Here is a 15,832-nt window from a genome sequence, read left to right on the forward strand (position 1 = left end):
CATCGGCCAAAAAAAGTTTTTTGTTGGACGGGATAATAATGAAAAAGATAACGACCTGGGTTTTACTTCTAGCAGTTTATTTGGGCTACATCGCGCCGGTGAGTCTGGTCGCATACGGCCAGGGCATCGGGAAGACAATGGAACAAAGGATGAAAGACACACCGGAAGGACTTAAGTTTCGCCTGAGCGAAGGTGTCGAGGGAGCAGAAACGCGAGAAAAGCAGCAATTGGCCGCCACGGATCCGCTCTCGGAGAGTGACTCAAATTCGCTGCTAAAGCGAATACCCGAGATCAAACCGGCGGTTGATGATAAAACCGATTTTGCCAAGCGGATCGGCACCTTGCCCGCGCCCAAAACAGGCAATAAGAATCCGGTGAAATTTCCATCGGATGAGCAACGCGGAACGCCCAAGCTGGACACTACAGGGCAGACTCTGGAAGTGGTCAGATTTTCGCCCGAGGGCGAGATTCCGCTCGCCCCTGATCTCAGCGTAACGTTTTCGCAACCGATGGTCGCGGTCACATCGCAGGAAGAAGCTGCAAAATACGCACCCGTCGAACTGTCGCCTCAGGTGGAGGGCCGCTGGCGCTGGCTCGGTACCAAAACATTGATGTTCGATACGACAAAGCGTTTCCCGATGGCAACGAAATTTACTGCGCGAGTGCCTGCCGGGACAAAGTCCGCGAATGGACAGACGCTTGCCAAGGACGTTTCCTGGACGTTTACCACGCCGCCGCCCAAGGCTGAGTCAATGTATCCAAATGGCGGCATCACTCGCCGTGACGCGTTGATTTACGTTTCATTCGATCAGGCGATAAGCCCTGACGCTGTATTGCGTTCGATAACCGTGACCGGCGGCGGAAAAAAATTGCCGATCCGGCTCGCCACTCAGGAAGAGATATCAGGTGACAGCACGATCAATTACTACAGTAAACAGGCTCAAGCCGGCCGTTGGCTGGCGTTTCGGGCGGTCAACTCGGACGGTCTGACTGAAAACGCTCTGCCGGGTGCTTCGGCGATCAATGTCACGATCGCGAAAGGCACGCCGTCGGCCGAGGGGCCGTTGACGTCGATCAAGGACCAGTCGTTTTCATTTCAAACCTATAGCGCGTTGAAATTCAGCAACGGTTATTGTGGATGGCGTGATAATCGCAATTGTTCGCCTTTTGAGTCGTGGTATATGGAGTTTAACAACTCAATAGACGCCGCGAAATTTACAACAGAAATGGTAAAGATCGAACCCGCCATCGAAGGGCTAAAGATCTATCCGTCGGGCAATTATGTTTACATTCAGGGCTACAAAAAGGGGAGGACCTCATATAAGGTCACGATCGACGGATCGATCAGTGATGTCTACGGTCAGTCACTCGGTCAGCCTGCGGTCGCCACGATAAAGGTCGGATCTGCGAGCCAGAATCTATACGCTCAGGGCGGTTATATGACCGTGCTTGACCCGACATCTACTCCGACATTTTCGATCTATTCGACAAATCATGGTGCGGTCAAGGTTCGACTGTATGACGTCCAGCCTGCTGATTGGCAAAAGTTTCAGGAATATGTTCGTCATATCAATTACGACGACGGCAAACGCCCGCCGATACCCGGTCGATTGGTGTCTGATGAGGTGGTTGAGATAGCGAATAAGCCAGACGAAATGGTCGAGACTCGGGTTGATATAACAAAGGGCCTCAGCGGCGGTTTCGGCAACGTGATCGTCGATATTGAGCCGACGGTTCGCAAGGACAAATATGACCGTGTCAGAATATTCACCTGGCTTCAAGCGACACAGATCGGGCTTGATGCCTTTGTCGATAATACCGAACTTGTCGGATTTGCGACCGATCTCAAGACCGGTAAACCGCTGACCGGCGTTGATCTAGCGATCTTTCCGCTCGAAAAGGCCTCTGGATCGGCTAAGGTCGCATCGGTTGAACCGAGTGTTTTTCAAAGTGCCTGGGATTGGATGACCGGTTGGGGAAGTAGTCAAGCCGACGAGATCGTCTCAACAGACGCTGACGGAAGTTCGGCAAAAACCGAGACCGTCGCTGAAGCAATGGGCGACCGTACCGGCGAAAACGGCATCCTGCGCCTCCAGTTACCCGAATCGGGTTCGATCAAGGGCCAAAATTATCTGGTGGCTACGCGGGGTAAGGACGTGGCGTTTCTGCCTGAAAATACCGATTATTACTGGCAGGATACCGGCAGTTGGTACCGCAAATCAGCGGGTGATTCGCTGCGATGGTTCGTTTTTGATGATCGGAAGCTATATAAGCCTAAAGAAGAGGTTTCGGTAAAGGGCTACATTCGCCGGATCACTGGCGGGAAGTTCGGCGATGTCGAGGGCCTCGGCGACGCTGCCAACGGTATCAACTACTCCGTAAAAGATCCCAGAAACAATGAGATCGCCAAGGGGACGGCAAACCTGAACGCCTTTGGAGCATTTGATTTCAAATTCAGCTTGCCGGATAACGCAAATCTGGGATACGCACGCATCGAACTTTCGACAAATACGTCGATCTCGGGCAGTTCCCATTCGCATCAATTTCAGATACAGGAATTTCGCCGTCCGGAATTCGAGGTTTCGTCCAAGGTCGAGACCGAAGCCCCGCATTTTGTCGGGGGCAGTGCACTGATGTCGGTCGAGGCAAAATACTATGCCGGCGGCGGACTCGCTAACGCCGATGCCAACTGGACGGTTACGGCAAGTCCTACAAGTTATACCCCTCCTAATCGCGGCGACTTTACGTTTGGAACGTGGGTGCCGTGGTGGCGTGGATATGAATACGGCCGCACTGCGGGGGGAACTTCACAGTCGTTCAAGGGCGTGACAGACGCTTCCGGAAAACATCTTTTGAAGATCGATTTTGAGTCGGTCAAACCGCCGCGGCCTTATACGATCACCGCAGCGTCATCGGTAATGGATGTAAATCGCCAGACGTGGTCGAGTTCGACCTCAATGCTCGTGCATCCCGCATCGCTCTATGTGGGCATCAAGACGCCGCGAACGTTCGTCCAACGTGGTGAAAAGATCGAGATCGAATCGATCGTAAGCGACATCGATGGAAAATTGGCGACCGGACGTGAGGCCGAGATCAAGGCCGTGCTGAAAGACTGGTCGTATGACAAAGGGTCCTGGAAGGAAATAACCGTCGACGAACAGACGTGTACGGTCAAATCGGCCGAAGCCGCACAGAAATGCAGCTTTGTCGCCAAACAAGGTGGACGTTACACGATCACCGCGACCGTGATGGATGATCGCGAGCGTTTTAACGAAAGCGAGATGACGGTTTGGGTCCCGGGCGGCAAGACACCGCCGAAACGCAATGTCGAGCAGGAAGAAGTGCAGATCATACCGAGCAAGAAGGATTTTGCACCGGGCGATGTTGCCGAACTGCTTGTGATCGCTCCGTTCACTCCTGCCGAGGGCGTTCTGACGCTTCGCCGTGACGGCCTCGTCAAGACCGAACGCTTTACGATGAAGGACTCGTCAACGACATTAAAGATACCGCTTGACGAGAAATACTTGCCGAATATCACTGCTCAGGTCGACCTGGTCGGAGCCGCCGTCAGGACAAATGATAAGGGCGAAGTGGAAACAAAACTTGCCAAGCGTCCGGCATTTGCTAGTGGAACTATGAACCTCGCGATATCGACCGCCTCCCGGCAATTGACGGTTTCGGCCGAACCGGTCGACAAGACACTTGCACCGGGCGGCGAGACAAAGGTCAATGTTGCGGTAAAAGACTATCGCGGTGAACCGGTCGCAAATAGCGAGGTCGCCATTATCGTTGTCGATGAGAGCGTGCTAGCTCTGACTCGGTACACGATCGCGGACCCGATGAGTATCTTCTATACGACTCGCGGCGACGGAGTCAATGATTATCACCTCAGAAAAGACGTATTGCTGGGCAATCCGGCGGACGTAAAGGCCGATATGCCCCCGCCGCCGCCCGTGCCGATAAGTTCAGGCGTGATGTCGGCGGACGGAGCATCCGCCAGGCCGTCGTCAGCGCAAAAAATGAAAGGCGGAAGCAGAGAAGAGAAAAAGCCGGACCTCAACTTTGCCGCCGCTGAGATTGATGATGACGCCGCCGACTCGGAAACACCTATAAATCTGAGACAGAATTTCAACGCCCTCGCATTGTTCTCGCCGACTGTAAAAACCGATGCGAGCGGGCGTGCAGTCGTCGATATCAAACTGCCGGATAATCTAACGCGATATCGGATAACCGCAGTGTCCGTCGATAACGGTAAACGGTTCGGTAAAACTGAGTCGACCATAACGGCTAAACAACCGCTGATGGTGCGACCGAGTGCTCCGAGATTTATGAATTTCGGCGATAAGATCGAAATGCCGGTGGTAGTCCAAAATCAGACCGATAAGGACATGGCGGTCGACGTTGCTGTACGAGCGACAAATGCCGAACTGACCGGCGGAAATGGAAAGCGAGTGGTCGTAAAGGCCAACGATCGCGTCGAAGTCCGCTTTCCTGTCTCAGCGATGAAGGCGGGAACGGCGAGATTCCAGATCGTCGCGACATCGGGCAAATTCAACGATGCAGCCGAAATATCGCTGCCGGTGTGGACGCCCGCGACAACCGAGGCATTCGCGACATACGGCACGACTGACCAGAATGGTGCGGTCATTCAACCGGTCCAGACGCCGGGCGACGTGTATCCGCAATTTGGCGGACTCGAGGTCACGACCTCTTCGACTCAGTTGCAGGAATTGACCGATGCGTTTCTCTTCCTGACAAATTATCCGTATGCCTGCTCAGAGCAGATATCATCTCGAATGATCTCGATCGCGGCGATGCGCGATGTACTGAGTGCATTTAAGGCAAAGGATATGCCCACCGCAAAAGAGCTTGAGGGCTATTACGCCCGCGACATCGAGATACTGCAGTCGCGGCAGCGTAGTGACGGCAGTTTCGGACTATGGAAACGCGATAAGGAGCGTTATGAGTATCCTTTCCTGACGGTCCACGTTGCCCACGCCCTGGCGTTGTCTAAGGCTAAGGGCTATAAGGTGCCCGACGAGATGATCACCAAGGTGAAACCGTACCTGAAGGACGTCGAAAAGCACTATGACCAATGGTACAAGAACTCGCCCGAGGTTCGCTGGACGATCTCTGCCTACGCACTTTATATCCGCGATATGATGGGCGACAAGGACATCGCAAAGACCAAAAAGCTTCTGGCCGAAGCGACGATCGAGAAAATGCCATTCGAAGCTCTCGGATGGGTGCTTTCGGTGCTGGCGAACGACCCTGACTCGACCGTCGAGGTGCAGGCCATCATCCGTCACTTGATGAACCGCACGACCGAGACGGCAGCGACCGCAAACTTCGTCACCAACTACGGCGACGGAGCGTGGCTGATTATGTACTCAAATCGGCGTGCCGACGGCGTGCTGCTTGAGGCAATGATCAAGTCCGATCCAAAGAATGACCTTGTACCTAAGCTGGTCCGAGGACTGCTCGATCATCGAACGAAGGGAGCGTGGTCAAATACACAGGAGAATGTATTTATCCTTTTGGCACTCGACAAGTATTTCAACACCTTCGAAAAAGTCACTCCTGATTTCGTGACACGGATCTGGCTCGGCAACACGTACGCCGGGGAAGATGCGTTCAAGGGACGTTCGATCGATTCAAACCAGTTGAATATCCCAATGTCATACCTGACCGATCAGGGAGGAATGTCGAACTTGATACTTGATAAACAGGGTGCGGGCCGACTTTTCTACCGCATCGGTATGAAATACGCACCGAAAAACCTAAAACTGGAGCCTGCGGATTACGGCTTCACGGTTCTTAGAAAGTATGAAGCGGTCGATGACAAAGATGATGTTAAGCAAAATGCTGACGGTACCTGGACGATCAAGGCAGGTGCCCGCGTCCGCATCCGTCTGACGATGGTCGCACAGGCTCGTCGTTATCACGTCGCTCTGGTCGACAATCTGCCGGCGGGGCTTGAGATCCTAAATCCGGGGCTTGCGGTCACGGAATCGATCCCGGGCGATCCCGGCAGCGATACTCCCGTCGTGGAATTCGGCAGTCGTTCGTTTGGATACGGTTCCTGGTGGTACCGCCAGTATTGGTTTGAACACCAGAATTTCCGCGACGAACGTGCCGAGGCGTTCACGTCGTTGCTGTGGGAGGGCGTTTATAACTACAGCTACGTTGCCAGAGCGACGACGCCGGGGCAATTCGTAGTTCCGCCCGCTAAGGCCGAGGAGATGTATCATCCTGAGACCTTTGGCAGAACCGGAACTGACTTTGTCCACGTTGAATAGGCTTTGAGCAACTGACGATCGGGCTGTCCGGAGATCCAGGTTTCCGGACGGCCCATTTTCAATTTTGACGGACAGTGTTGTGGTACTATTTTGACGTGTCGAAAAGCAGTCGAACTGAAATGGAACAGGTGAACGCAAACCACAAAAGAGTTTCGGAGATCTTAAAGATCGAAGCAGACGCGATATTACATTCGGCGATAAATCTCGATTCGGCGAGTGTCGATCTTGCGATCTCTCTATTATCCGATTGCAGCGGCAAAGTCATTGTCACCGGAGTCGGCAAATCGGGTGTGATCGCCGAAAAGATAGCCCAAACGATGACCAGCACCGGAACGATCGCTGTATTCGTGCATCCGACAGACGCATTGCACGGCGGACTTGGTGTGGTGGCTTGCGGAGATGTGGTTATCGCTCTGAGCAACTCGGGCGAGACCGAAGAGATCCTGGCCATAGTCCCGACTCTCAAACAACGCGGCATTGCGATGATCGCAATAGTCGGAAATATTAATTCCACACTTGCACGCCAATCAGATGTCTTTCTTGACGGATCAGTGGACAAAGAGGCGTGTCCGCTTAATCTTGCTCCGACCGCATCGACGACCGTCGCCCTCGCTATCGGTGACGCTCTATCGATGACGGTAATGGAATTGAAAGGGCTTACGGCGGAGGATTTTGCCGCTAATCACCCCGCGGGCCGACTTGGCAAACGCCTTACGCTGACAGTTGCGAGTCTGATGCGTACCAGTCCGAGCGTTACTCCGGACTCGAATTGGCTCGAGGTCGTCAGATCGATCTCCGATCATGCACTAGGTGCTGTAAACGTCATCGACGGCGACGGCCGGCTTTTGGGGATCGTGACAGATGGTGACCTCCGGCGAACCATCGAGCGAACTGATCCCGCGGACTTCAATGATCTTACCGCCGCGTCGATGATGACGTCCGGGCCGATACGCGCCGAACCGACGATGCTGGCCTTTGACGCATTGCGGCTTATGCAAGATCGTCCGTCACAGATCTCAGTGCTTCCGGTCGTCGATCCCGCCGGAATTTGCGTTGGCCTCCTGAGATTGCACGATGTCGTCGGCAGCGGTCTATAACCGTTCCATTTAAGAACAACGATTGGCGGTCGAAAGGCATCAATGCCACTACAAGGTTTCTGCCACAAAGTTGGACATCATATCAACGATCGATAAATGAGCGAGGTTTTACATATGTACCGCAATATCGTTACCGTCATTTTGGCGGTAATTTTGTTTTCATCTGTTGCAGTCGCCCAAAAGGCGGAGGTAACGGTCAGCCTAAACGAAGCATTTTTCGACGCGTTGCTCGACTCGATCTATCAGAACTACGATCCGCCCGAGTTTTCGGTAGCGACGACGGGCAGGACGAATATTAACGTTAGGACGAGATGGCGTGCGTTCGGAGCCCAAGGTTTAGCGTTTGCAGGCGACGATCGTAGCAGTTACATTGTTGGATCAGGTTACTGCTCCGAGACCGTAAAGATATTGCGAGAAATGGACGGAGTTCGAACTGCCGTCAGGTTTCGCGAAGGTAAGATATATGTTCCACTCGCATTTTCCGGCAATTACGCCCCGCCCTTCGTCGGGTGTGTGGAGTTTGCAGGCTGGGCCGAGACCAATATCGACCTTGAGTTCGATCAGCAGGGACAGAGGTTGATCGGCAAAGCCCGTGTGCTGAATGTAAATCTAAACGGAACGGGCGGCATTGGCGGCACATTGATCGCGAAACTCATACAGAGTTCGATCGATAAAAAGCTTAATCCCATTGAGATTCTGAGGCTCGATAAAGTCTCGTTCGGCGTTCCTATCCAAAACACCGGAAACATTCGGATGAAAGCAGTGAGCGTAGTTCCGGAAGTTGGAAATGGAGGGCTAAATATCCGCATAGGCTACGATTTCACGAAATAGCCGGAAGTTCTTCTATTCGAAATCGTGCTATGGAGCGACGATATCGTATCTATCTTATCTCCACACGTCTTAAAAGCCGCGTACTTTGCGGCTTTTTTAGTGTGGTACGGCATTTGCCATAGTCAATTGCAGGACGATGCGTAGATCGACCGAACATTTTCGAATAAGGGGTAATAAAATGAGAAAACACTTGGGAAAGACCGTAGCAGTGTCTATGCTAGCCATCTTCACGATGTGCGCGGCAGACGCTAGCGCGCAGCGTGATCGGGGACGCAGTCAGCCTTCCGATCAGGGATCACGGCAGGAAGTTAAAGATCGGCAGGACCGAGGCGAACGGAACGTGCAAAAGAGTCAACCGGCCGAGCAAAACCGTGACCGGGCCCAACGACCCGTACGAAATGAACAGCCCCAACAACAGGACCGTGGTCGTCGACCGGTATCGCAACCGCAATCGACTCCAGCACAACAAAACTTCCCGCAGCAAGATCGCGGACGCCGGCCTGTGGCGCAACCGCAGCAGGTTCAGACCCAGCAAACCTTTCCGCAACAGAATCGCCGTCCGATCGTCGATCAACCGGCACAGGTCAATCAATCGCCGCGGCAACAGGGAAATGGACGGATCAATAATGGCGAAACCCAACGCATCAATGATCGCCGTCAACAGCAGGGCACCTGGGGCACGAGCCAGAACACAAACGACCGAAGCGTCGGCGATCAACGAAATAATAACGGACGTTATCAGCAAATTGACCGCCGCCAGCAAGAGCAACTACAACAGCAGCGTGTGAACCAGTACAACCAACAATGGAAGAATTCGCAGACGATCGAGAAGCAGCGCTATCGCCAATTGCAGGAGCAGCGACGCAATGCTTATCTTCGATATCAGCAGCGATATTGGGAACGACTCCGTCGCGACCAGATCAGGCTCCAACAAGCAAGGTATTACGACAACTATTACAATAATTACCGTTACAATCGCGGCGGTAATTCCTACTACACCAGTCAATATGGGGCACAGATGCTCCGTGATGCGGTGAATAATGGTTACGAAGAGGGCTTTTACGCCGGCCAGGCAGATCGCCAGGACGGTTGGAGGTCCGACTACAATAATTCGTACGGTTATCAGGATGCCGCCTATGGCTATGACAGCTATTATGTGTCAATGGAAGAGTATAATTACTATTTCCGCGAAGGATTTCGACGGGGATACGAGGACGGCTACTACAGTCGAAATCGCTATGGTAACTACTCGAACGGCAAATACACCATACTCGGTGCGGTGATCGGTGCGATCATCGACATCATTGCCGACTAAGACGACACTCGTTCGTTTTAACGCCCCGCCGACGCATTGTTGGCGGGGCGTTTTATGCGCAAGATGCACGAAACTCAATAATCGACTATTCTTGTCTTAATGAAAGCTCCGCTAGTTGCCATCATCGGCCGGCCGAATGTCGGAAAATCAACCCTTTTCAATCGCCTCACCGGTAGCCGAAAGGCTATCGTCGGCGATGAACCCGGGATCACGCGCGACCGTATGTTCGGTGAGGTCGAATGGAAAGCCCAAATGTTTCGCCTCGTCGACACCGGCGGTATCGTGCCTGATGACGACGCGATCATCCCTGCGAATATATTCAAGCAAGCATCGCACGCGATCGAAGAGTCAGTTGCCATTATATGGGTTCTTGACACGCGTGCCGGCATCACTCCACTTGATGAAGAGCTCGGAGTTTTGCTCAGAAATACCGGAAAGCCGATAATCATTGCTGCCAACAAGGTCGAGTCACGTACCGTTGAGAATGAGGCCGGCGAATTCTACCAATTTGGTTTTGAAATGTCGCCGATCTCTGCCGAACACGGGACCGGCGTCGGCGATCTGCTTGACCTGGTTTTTGATCACCTTGTTTTTGAAGATGAGAATGACGAAGCCGAAAAGCCTAGAGAGATCAGACTCGCTATCATCGGGCGGCCTAATGTCGGTAAGTCGTCGTTGCTGAATAAACTGCTTGGCGAAGAGCGCGTTATCGTATCGCCGATCGCCGGTACGACGCGTGATGCGATCGATACGTATCTGACCGCCGATGGTAAGGACTATATGATCATCGATACCGCGGGAATAAGACGTAAAGGCAAAACCACCGAGATGGCAGAAAAGCTGTCTGTCATAATGGCCCGAAAAGCTCTGGAACGGGCCGACGTTGCGATCATTGTCATCGATGCTGTCGAGGGTGTTACAAACCTTGATGCTAATATTGCGGGTTATGCTGTCGACTCCGGATGCTCGGTGATCATTGTTGTCAATAAATGGGACGCGCTCGAAGAAAAAGAGACCAATACGATCTACGAATTTGAACGAACGCTCCGAATGGCGATGAAATTCCTCGATTGGGCACCGATCGTTACCATATCTGCATTGACCGGACAGCGAGTGACCAAGATCTTGCCGCTTGTGGCACAGGCCCACGCCGCACGAAATTTGCGTATCCAGACCTCAAGGCTAAATAGATTTTTCGAAGATTCCATCTCTCAGCCAAAAGGCGGAACAGCCCCGGCACCCGTAAAGGGAGGATTTTCGCGTCTCAAGGTTCAGTTTTTGACGCAGGCCGGTATCCGACCGCCGCTATTCATTCTCTTCACGTCCGGCGGTAACAAGGCCGGGCTTCATTTCTCATATTTGAGATATATTGAAAACCAGTTGCGGAGTGAATTTGACTTCTTTGGAACGCCGGTCCGTCTTGTGGAGCGACATAAGATGCGAGAGAAAAAGTAAATAGTCGGCGTTCTGAAACTTGCATTCGCAGGACTTAATTGCTATCCAATACGAACCACTTTTGAATGGAAATTATACTTCTTACCGTCAGATTAGTGCTCTCAGCGGTCTTTGGTATCGCCGGTGTCGCAAAACTGGTCGACCCCGAAGGCTCGCGTAAAGCGATGCTAGGTTTTGGCCTGCCGACATTCGCCGCCGGGCCTGCCGCAATTTTCCTGCCGATATTGGAGATCGCTATCGCCTTTTCATTGATGTTCGTGGATACGTCGTGGCCGGGTGCGATAGCCGGCAGTATTTTGCTGGCAATGTTTTTGGCTGGGATGATCTACCAATTGATAAAGGGAAACGCTCCGGACTGTCATTGTTTCGGCCAACTGCATAGCGAACCCGTCGGCATTAGCTCGCTGGTCCGTAATGTCGTGCTTTTCGCTCTCGCGTTATGGCTTGTGATCGGCGGGGCAAAGGCCCAGGGAATGGATCTGGCGAATGTTGGGACATCGACGCTCGTGGTCTTTTTCGGCACGGCAATTTTGGCAATGATGGTTGCGATCATCGGTCGACAGAGCCAACATTCGGCGGCCCAGACAGCGTTGATGCGACGGATCGAAATGGTTGAATTGATGGCCGGCGAAGGCGGCACGGTCGATCGAAAGCACGCGGGAAGCCCGAGCGACGGCCTGCCGATGGGCGCATTTGTGCCGGATATGCCGCTGGAAGATAGTCGCGGCCAAATTATTTCGACAAGGTCGGTCGTATCGGAAGGCTTGCCGACGATCCTGTTTTTCATAAGTCCGGCGTGCTCGCCGTGTAAGGCACTTTTGCCGCGGATGAACGAGTGGGCTACGGACTTGTCAGATAAGATAAAGATCGCGTTCGTCAGTTCCGGTGCGATCGCCGTGAATTCCGAGATCTTCGGTGAACTTAACGGGCGGACGATGCTCCGGCAAAAGGATCGTGAGTTTGCCGATTCAATGAACGCCAGATGGACGCCTTCGGCAATTTTTATCGATAGACACGGTAAGGTTGCAAGCCACGTCGCAGCGGGCGACACTGCCATTGCGGAACTTGTCGAACGAGCACGAAGTAGCGACCTCGATGCCGAGCGACTCCATATCAAAGACGGCGATAGCGATAGTTCGGCTAAACCGAACGAGATCGGGACGAAACTGCCGGAGTTCGCTCTCACGGCGATAGATGGGCGTGAAGTCAGTTCATCAGGTATAGACCGTCAGACGCTGATCGCCTTTTGGAGTCCCTCGTGTCCTCATTGCAGTAAGATGGCCGAGGATCTTCGCAAATGGGATTCGCAGAAAGGACCGCAGGATCCGGATCTTCTGTTATTTTCAGATGGCGATTTAGAACTGCATTCAGGCCTAGGGCTAACATCGCCCGTAGTTTTAGATAAGGGATACGTTGTCGCAGCGACACTCGGAATGCACGGTACACCGTCGGCTATAATGATCGACGAAAGTGGTCGGTATGCGTCTGAGATCGCTATCGGAGCACCAAATATCTGGGCCCTGATCGATAAGAAAGTATAGAAACAATGGTAAGTCCGATCGATTGGCAAGTGACAGCCCAAGATGGTGAGGCTCGAACCGGTATTTTGCGAACGCGGCGTTCTGAAATTGAAACGCCGGTCTTTATGCCGGTCGGCACACAAGGTGCCTTAAAAGGGGTTCGTTTTGAATGGCTTGAGGACGAAATGGACGCCCGCGTCATCCTTGCCAACACATACCATCTTTTTCTGCGGCCCGGTGTCGATATTATTCGCGAATTGGGCGGATTGCACCGCTTTTCGTCTTGGAACCGATCGCTATTGACGGATTCCGGCGGATTTCAAGTCTTCTCGCTTACCGATCTGAGAAAGCTTTCCGAGGACGGTGTCGAATTTTGCTCGCATATCGACGGTACGAAGTATTTTTTGTCGCCGGAAGTTTCGATGGAAATACAGGCTGCACTGGGATCGGACATAGTGATGGTATTCGATGAATGTCCGCCCGGTGACGCCGGAGTCGACGCGACCCGTAAAAGCCTAGAGTTGACCGCAAGATGGGCGAGGCGTTCCAAAGATCGCTTTGACGAGCTTCAGGCCACCGGAATGGATAGCGGCTATCTTGAGGTGAACGGGTCGGGTATAACGCAGGCACTATTTGGAATTGTCCAGGGAGCGGGCCATTTAGAGCTCAGGACCGAGAGCCTCGAACGAACCGTCGAGATCGGATTCGACGGATACGCGATCGGCGGATTGAGTGTCGGTGAAGAAAAGTCTGTTATGTACGAGGTGCTCGACCACCTTGCCCCCAAGATGCCGGCCGATGCACCACGATATTTAATGGGAGTCGGCACGCCCGAGGATCTCATCGAAGGGGTGAATTGCGGTGTCGATATGTTCGATTGCGTTATTCCGACGCGCAACGGACGGACGGGAAGTGCCTTTACCTCGAGGGGAAAGCTCAATATCCGCAATGCAAAATTCGCGAGAAATGATGGCCCGCTCGACCCGGAATGCACCTGCTCGGTGTGCAAGCGATATTCGCTGGGCTATCTACGTCATTTGTATCAAGTGGGCGAGATGAACGCCGCGATCCTTATCTCGCATCACAACGTCGCATTCTTTCTAAATACGATGCGAAGTGTGCGAGCGGCCATCAAGGATGGCGAATTTCAAGATTTTCGCCGCAAATTTTTAGAAGGACTTAAAGCAAACGGGGCCGAGAGCGTTTGATAATACTCTATCAAATGTATATCATTACGTTTTTGTCTTTAGGCAGTATAAACAATGAACAATTTAGTGCTCTTTTTTCAAGATGCCGGCGGCGGTGGCAGTATCCTCTGGACACTACTTCCTTTCGTCTTTATCTTCGGTATTTTCTACTTTTTGGTCATCCTTCCGCAGAAGAAGCAGAAACAGAAGCTTCAGGAAATGATCGCTGAACTCAAGATCAACGATGAGGTCGTCACCAATGGCGGACTTATCGGTAAGATCAAAGAGGTCAAAGAAACCAGCTTTATTATTCAAAGCGCTGAAAAGTCGTTTTTGGAAGTTGGTAAGAGTGCGGTTGTTGGCCGTAAGGCGGAATAAGGATTAGCTCTACGCGTATTTAGTAATGAAGAACAAAGGTTTGTGGATCAGAACTTTCGTTATCCTGGCGATCACGCTCTCCGGGGTATATCTCGTTTTTGGCCCTCGCAGAGTGCCTGTTGCCAGCGATTTTAGCTGGACCGGCATTAAGGCGAATTTGGCTGAGAACATAAATCTGGGGCTCGATCTGAAAGGCGGCTCGCATCTCGTGATGCGTGTCAAAACTGACGATTACCTCAAAACGCTGACGGAAAATAACGGCCAGGCCGCACTCACGACGGCTCAGGATGCCCAATTGCCCGCAACTGCTTACACCGTAAAGACCGATAACGGCAGCTACTCTGTTAATCTGACACTTTCTGATCCGTCGCAGCAGCAAGCAGTGATCGACGAAATTAAGAAAAAGGTCGATTTTTCGGCCTGGACCCAGAGCAGCAGCGGTAACGACATCGTTTGGTCATTGCCCAATCAGGCTCAGGATCAAATGAAGCGCCAAGCCGTCGATCAGGCGTTAAAGATCATCGAGAGTCGGATAAATGCGTTCGGCGTTAAGGAGCCGACACTCCAGAAGCACGGTTCTGATACTTCGGGTCAGATATTGCTGCAGATGCCGGGTGTCGATGACCCCGAACGCGTCAAGAAGTTGATTGGTGCTGAATCTAATCTTTCACTCGCAAAGATCGTCAGCCCGCCAAATCCCTCGCCGGTGCAGACATACCCGACGAAAGAGGCGGCACTGCAGTCGATCGGCGGTGCGGAGACACAAACTCGGAAAGTCTATCCTTACGCGGATCGCGACGAACCGTCTGCTGCCGGAACGGCTAAGACCGACCCGGCCGCAAAGGTTAGCAGGTTTGTAGTTGTTGAGTATCCGTCGGTTGTGGACGGTAGCGAACTTCGTGAAGCTAACGCGGTTTCACGTACGGGCAGCGAAGGCGATTATCAGATATCGTTCTCGTTCAAACCCGGCGGTGCTCAGAAATTTGGCGATTGGACCGGAAAGAACATCAATAATTATATGGCCGTACTCCTGAACGGAGAGGTCAAATCAGCGGCGTTCATCAAATCGCAGATCTTTGATTCAGGCGAGATCTCTGGGAAGTTTACCAAGACCTCGGCGGAGGATCTGGCGTTGACGCTGAAGTCAGGTGCACTGCCGGCAAAGATCGAGTATCAGGAAGAACGTACGGTCGGGCCAAGCTTGGGTGCTGATTCGATCAAGGCGGGTGTCGAGGCATCGATCGGCGGAATGGCGTTCGTAATTGTCTTTATGCTCATCTACTATCGCGGATCAGGTGTCAATGCGGTCATCGCTTTGATTATGAATATGCTCCTGACGATGGCGGCACTGATCGTGATCAAATCGACGCTGACTCTGCCAGGTATCGCCGGACTTATTTTGGGCGTCGGTATGGCCGTTGACTCGAACGTACTTATTTTCGAGCGAATTCGTGAAGAATTAAAGGCCGGTAAATCGATCGCCGACTCTATCGGATTGGGCTTTGACAAAGCGTTTATTACCATCATCGACACCCACATCACGACGATCATCTCATCGGCGATCTTGTACCTATACGGTTCGGGACCGATCCGCGGATTTGCCGTAACACTCGTTTTGGGGCTTTTGATCAATCTGTTCTCGGCTGTATTTGTCTCGAGGACCATCTTCATGTGGCTACTTCATCGTAACCCCAAAATGGAGAAACTTAGTATTTAATCGACTGCCGGCATTTGTTGCCGGGCAAACTAA

General features: G+C 52.5%; 9 protein-coding genes. All 9 read left to right on the forward strand.

Going from position 1 to position 15,832, the window contains the following annotated elements; translation table 11 throughout:
* Positions 1 to 38 precede the first annotated feature (38 nt).
* The 9 genes from IPQ00_00415 to secD all read left to right on the forward strand — a co-directional run bounded on the left by IPQ00_00415 (position 39) and on the right by secD (position 15,799).
* On the forward strand, positions 39 to 6,299 hold the full coding sequence (locus IPQ00_00415; protein ID MBL0239031.1) for an Ig-like domain-containing protein: 6,261 nt from the start codon (positions 39 to 41) through the stop codon (positions 6,297 to 6,299).
* 119 nt (positions 6,300 to 6,418) lie between these two features.
* Entirely contained in the window at positions 6,419 to 7,396 is a 978-nt protein-coding gene (locus tag IPQ00_00420; protein ID MBL0239032.1) for a KpsF/GutQ family sugar-phosphate isomerase, read from the forward strand.
* 96 nt (positions 7,397 to 7,492) lie between these two features.
* Positions 7,493 to 8,227: a hypothetical protein gene (locus IPQ00_00425; GenBank protein MBL0239033.1), complete on the forward strand. Its 735-nt coding sequence runs from the start codon at positions 7,493 to 7,495 to the stop codon at positions 8,225 to 8,227.
* Positions 8,228 to 8,405: 178 nt separating this feature from the next.
* Positions 8,406 to 9,542 carry a hypothetical protein gene (locus IPQ00_00430; protein ID MBL0239034.1) on the forward strand — a complete coding sequence of 379 codons (1,137 nt, stop codon included), beginning with the start codon at positions 8,406 to 8,408 and terminating at the stop codon, positions 9,540 to 9,542.
* A 99-nt stretch (positions 9,543 to 9,641) separates the two neighbouring features.
* Positions 9,642 to 10,997, forward strand: a complete 1,356-nt coding sequence (gene der, locus IPQ00_00435; protein ID MBL0239035.1) for a ribosome biogenesis GTPase Der — start codon at positions 9,642 to 9,644, stop codon at positions 10,995 to 10,997.
* Positions 10,998 to 11,062: 65 nt separating this feature from the next.
* Positions 11,063 to 12,538: a redoxin domain-containing protein gene (locus IPQ00_00440; protein MBL0239036.1), complete on the forward strand. Its 1,476-nt coding sequence runs from the start codon at positions 11,063 to 11,065 to the stop codon at positions 12,536 to 12,538.
* A gap of 5 nt (positions 12,539 to 12,543) precedes the next feature.
* The gene (tgt, locus tag IPQ00_00445; GenBank protein MBL0239037.1) at positions 12,544 to 13,725 is read left to right on the forward strand and encodes a tRNA guanosine(34) transglycosylase Tgt; all 1,182 of its coding nucleotides are present in this window, start codon (positions 12,544 to 12,546) and stop codon (positions 13,723 to 13,725) included.
* A 54-nt stretch (positions 13,726 to 13,779) separates the two neighbouring features.
* Positions 13,780 to 14,082 carry a preprotein translocase subunit YajC gene (gene yajC / locus IPQ00_00450; GenBank protein ID MBL0239038.1) on the forward strand — a complete coding sequence of 101 codons (303 nt, stop codon included), beginning with the start codon at positions 13,780 to 13,782 and terminating at the stop codon, positions 14,080 to 14,082.
* Between the two features lie 25 nt (positions 14,083 to 14,107).
* A complete protein-coding gene (gene secD, locus IPQ00_00455; GenBank protein ID MBL0239039.1) occupies positions 14,108 to 15,799 on the forward strand; it encodes a protein translocase subunit SecD in 1,692 nt (563 codons plus the stop codon).
* Positions 15,800 to 15,832 lie beyond the last annotated feature (33 nt).

This window comes from Chloracidobacterium sp. (genome assembly GCA_016720705.1).
Classification (GTDB): Bacteria; Acidobacteriota; Blastocatellia; order Pyrinomonadales; family Pyrinomonadaceae; genus OLB17.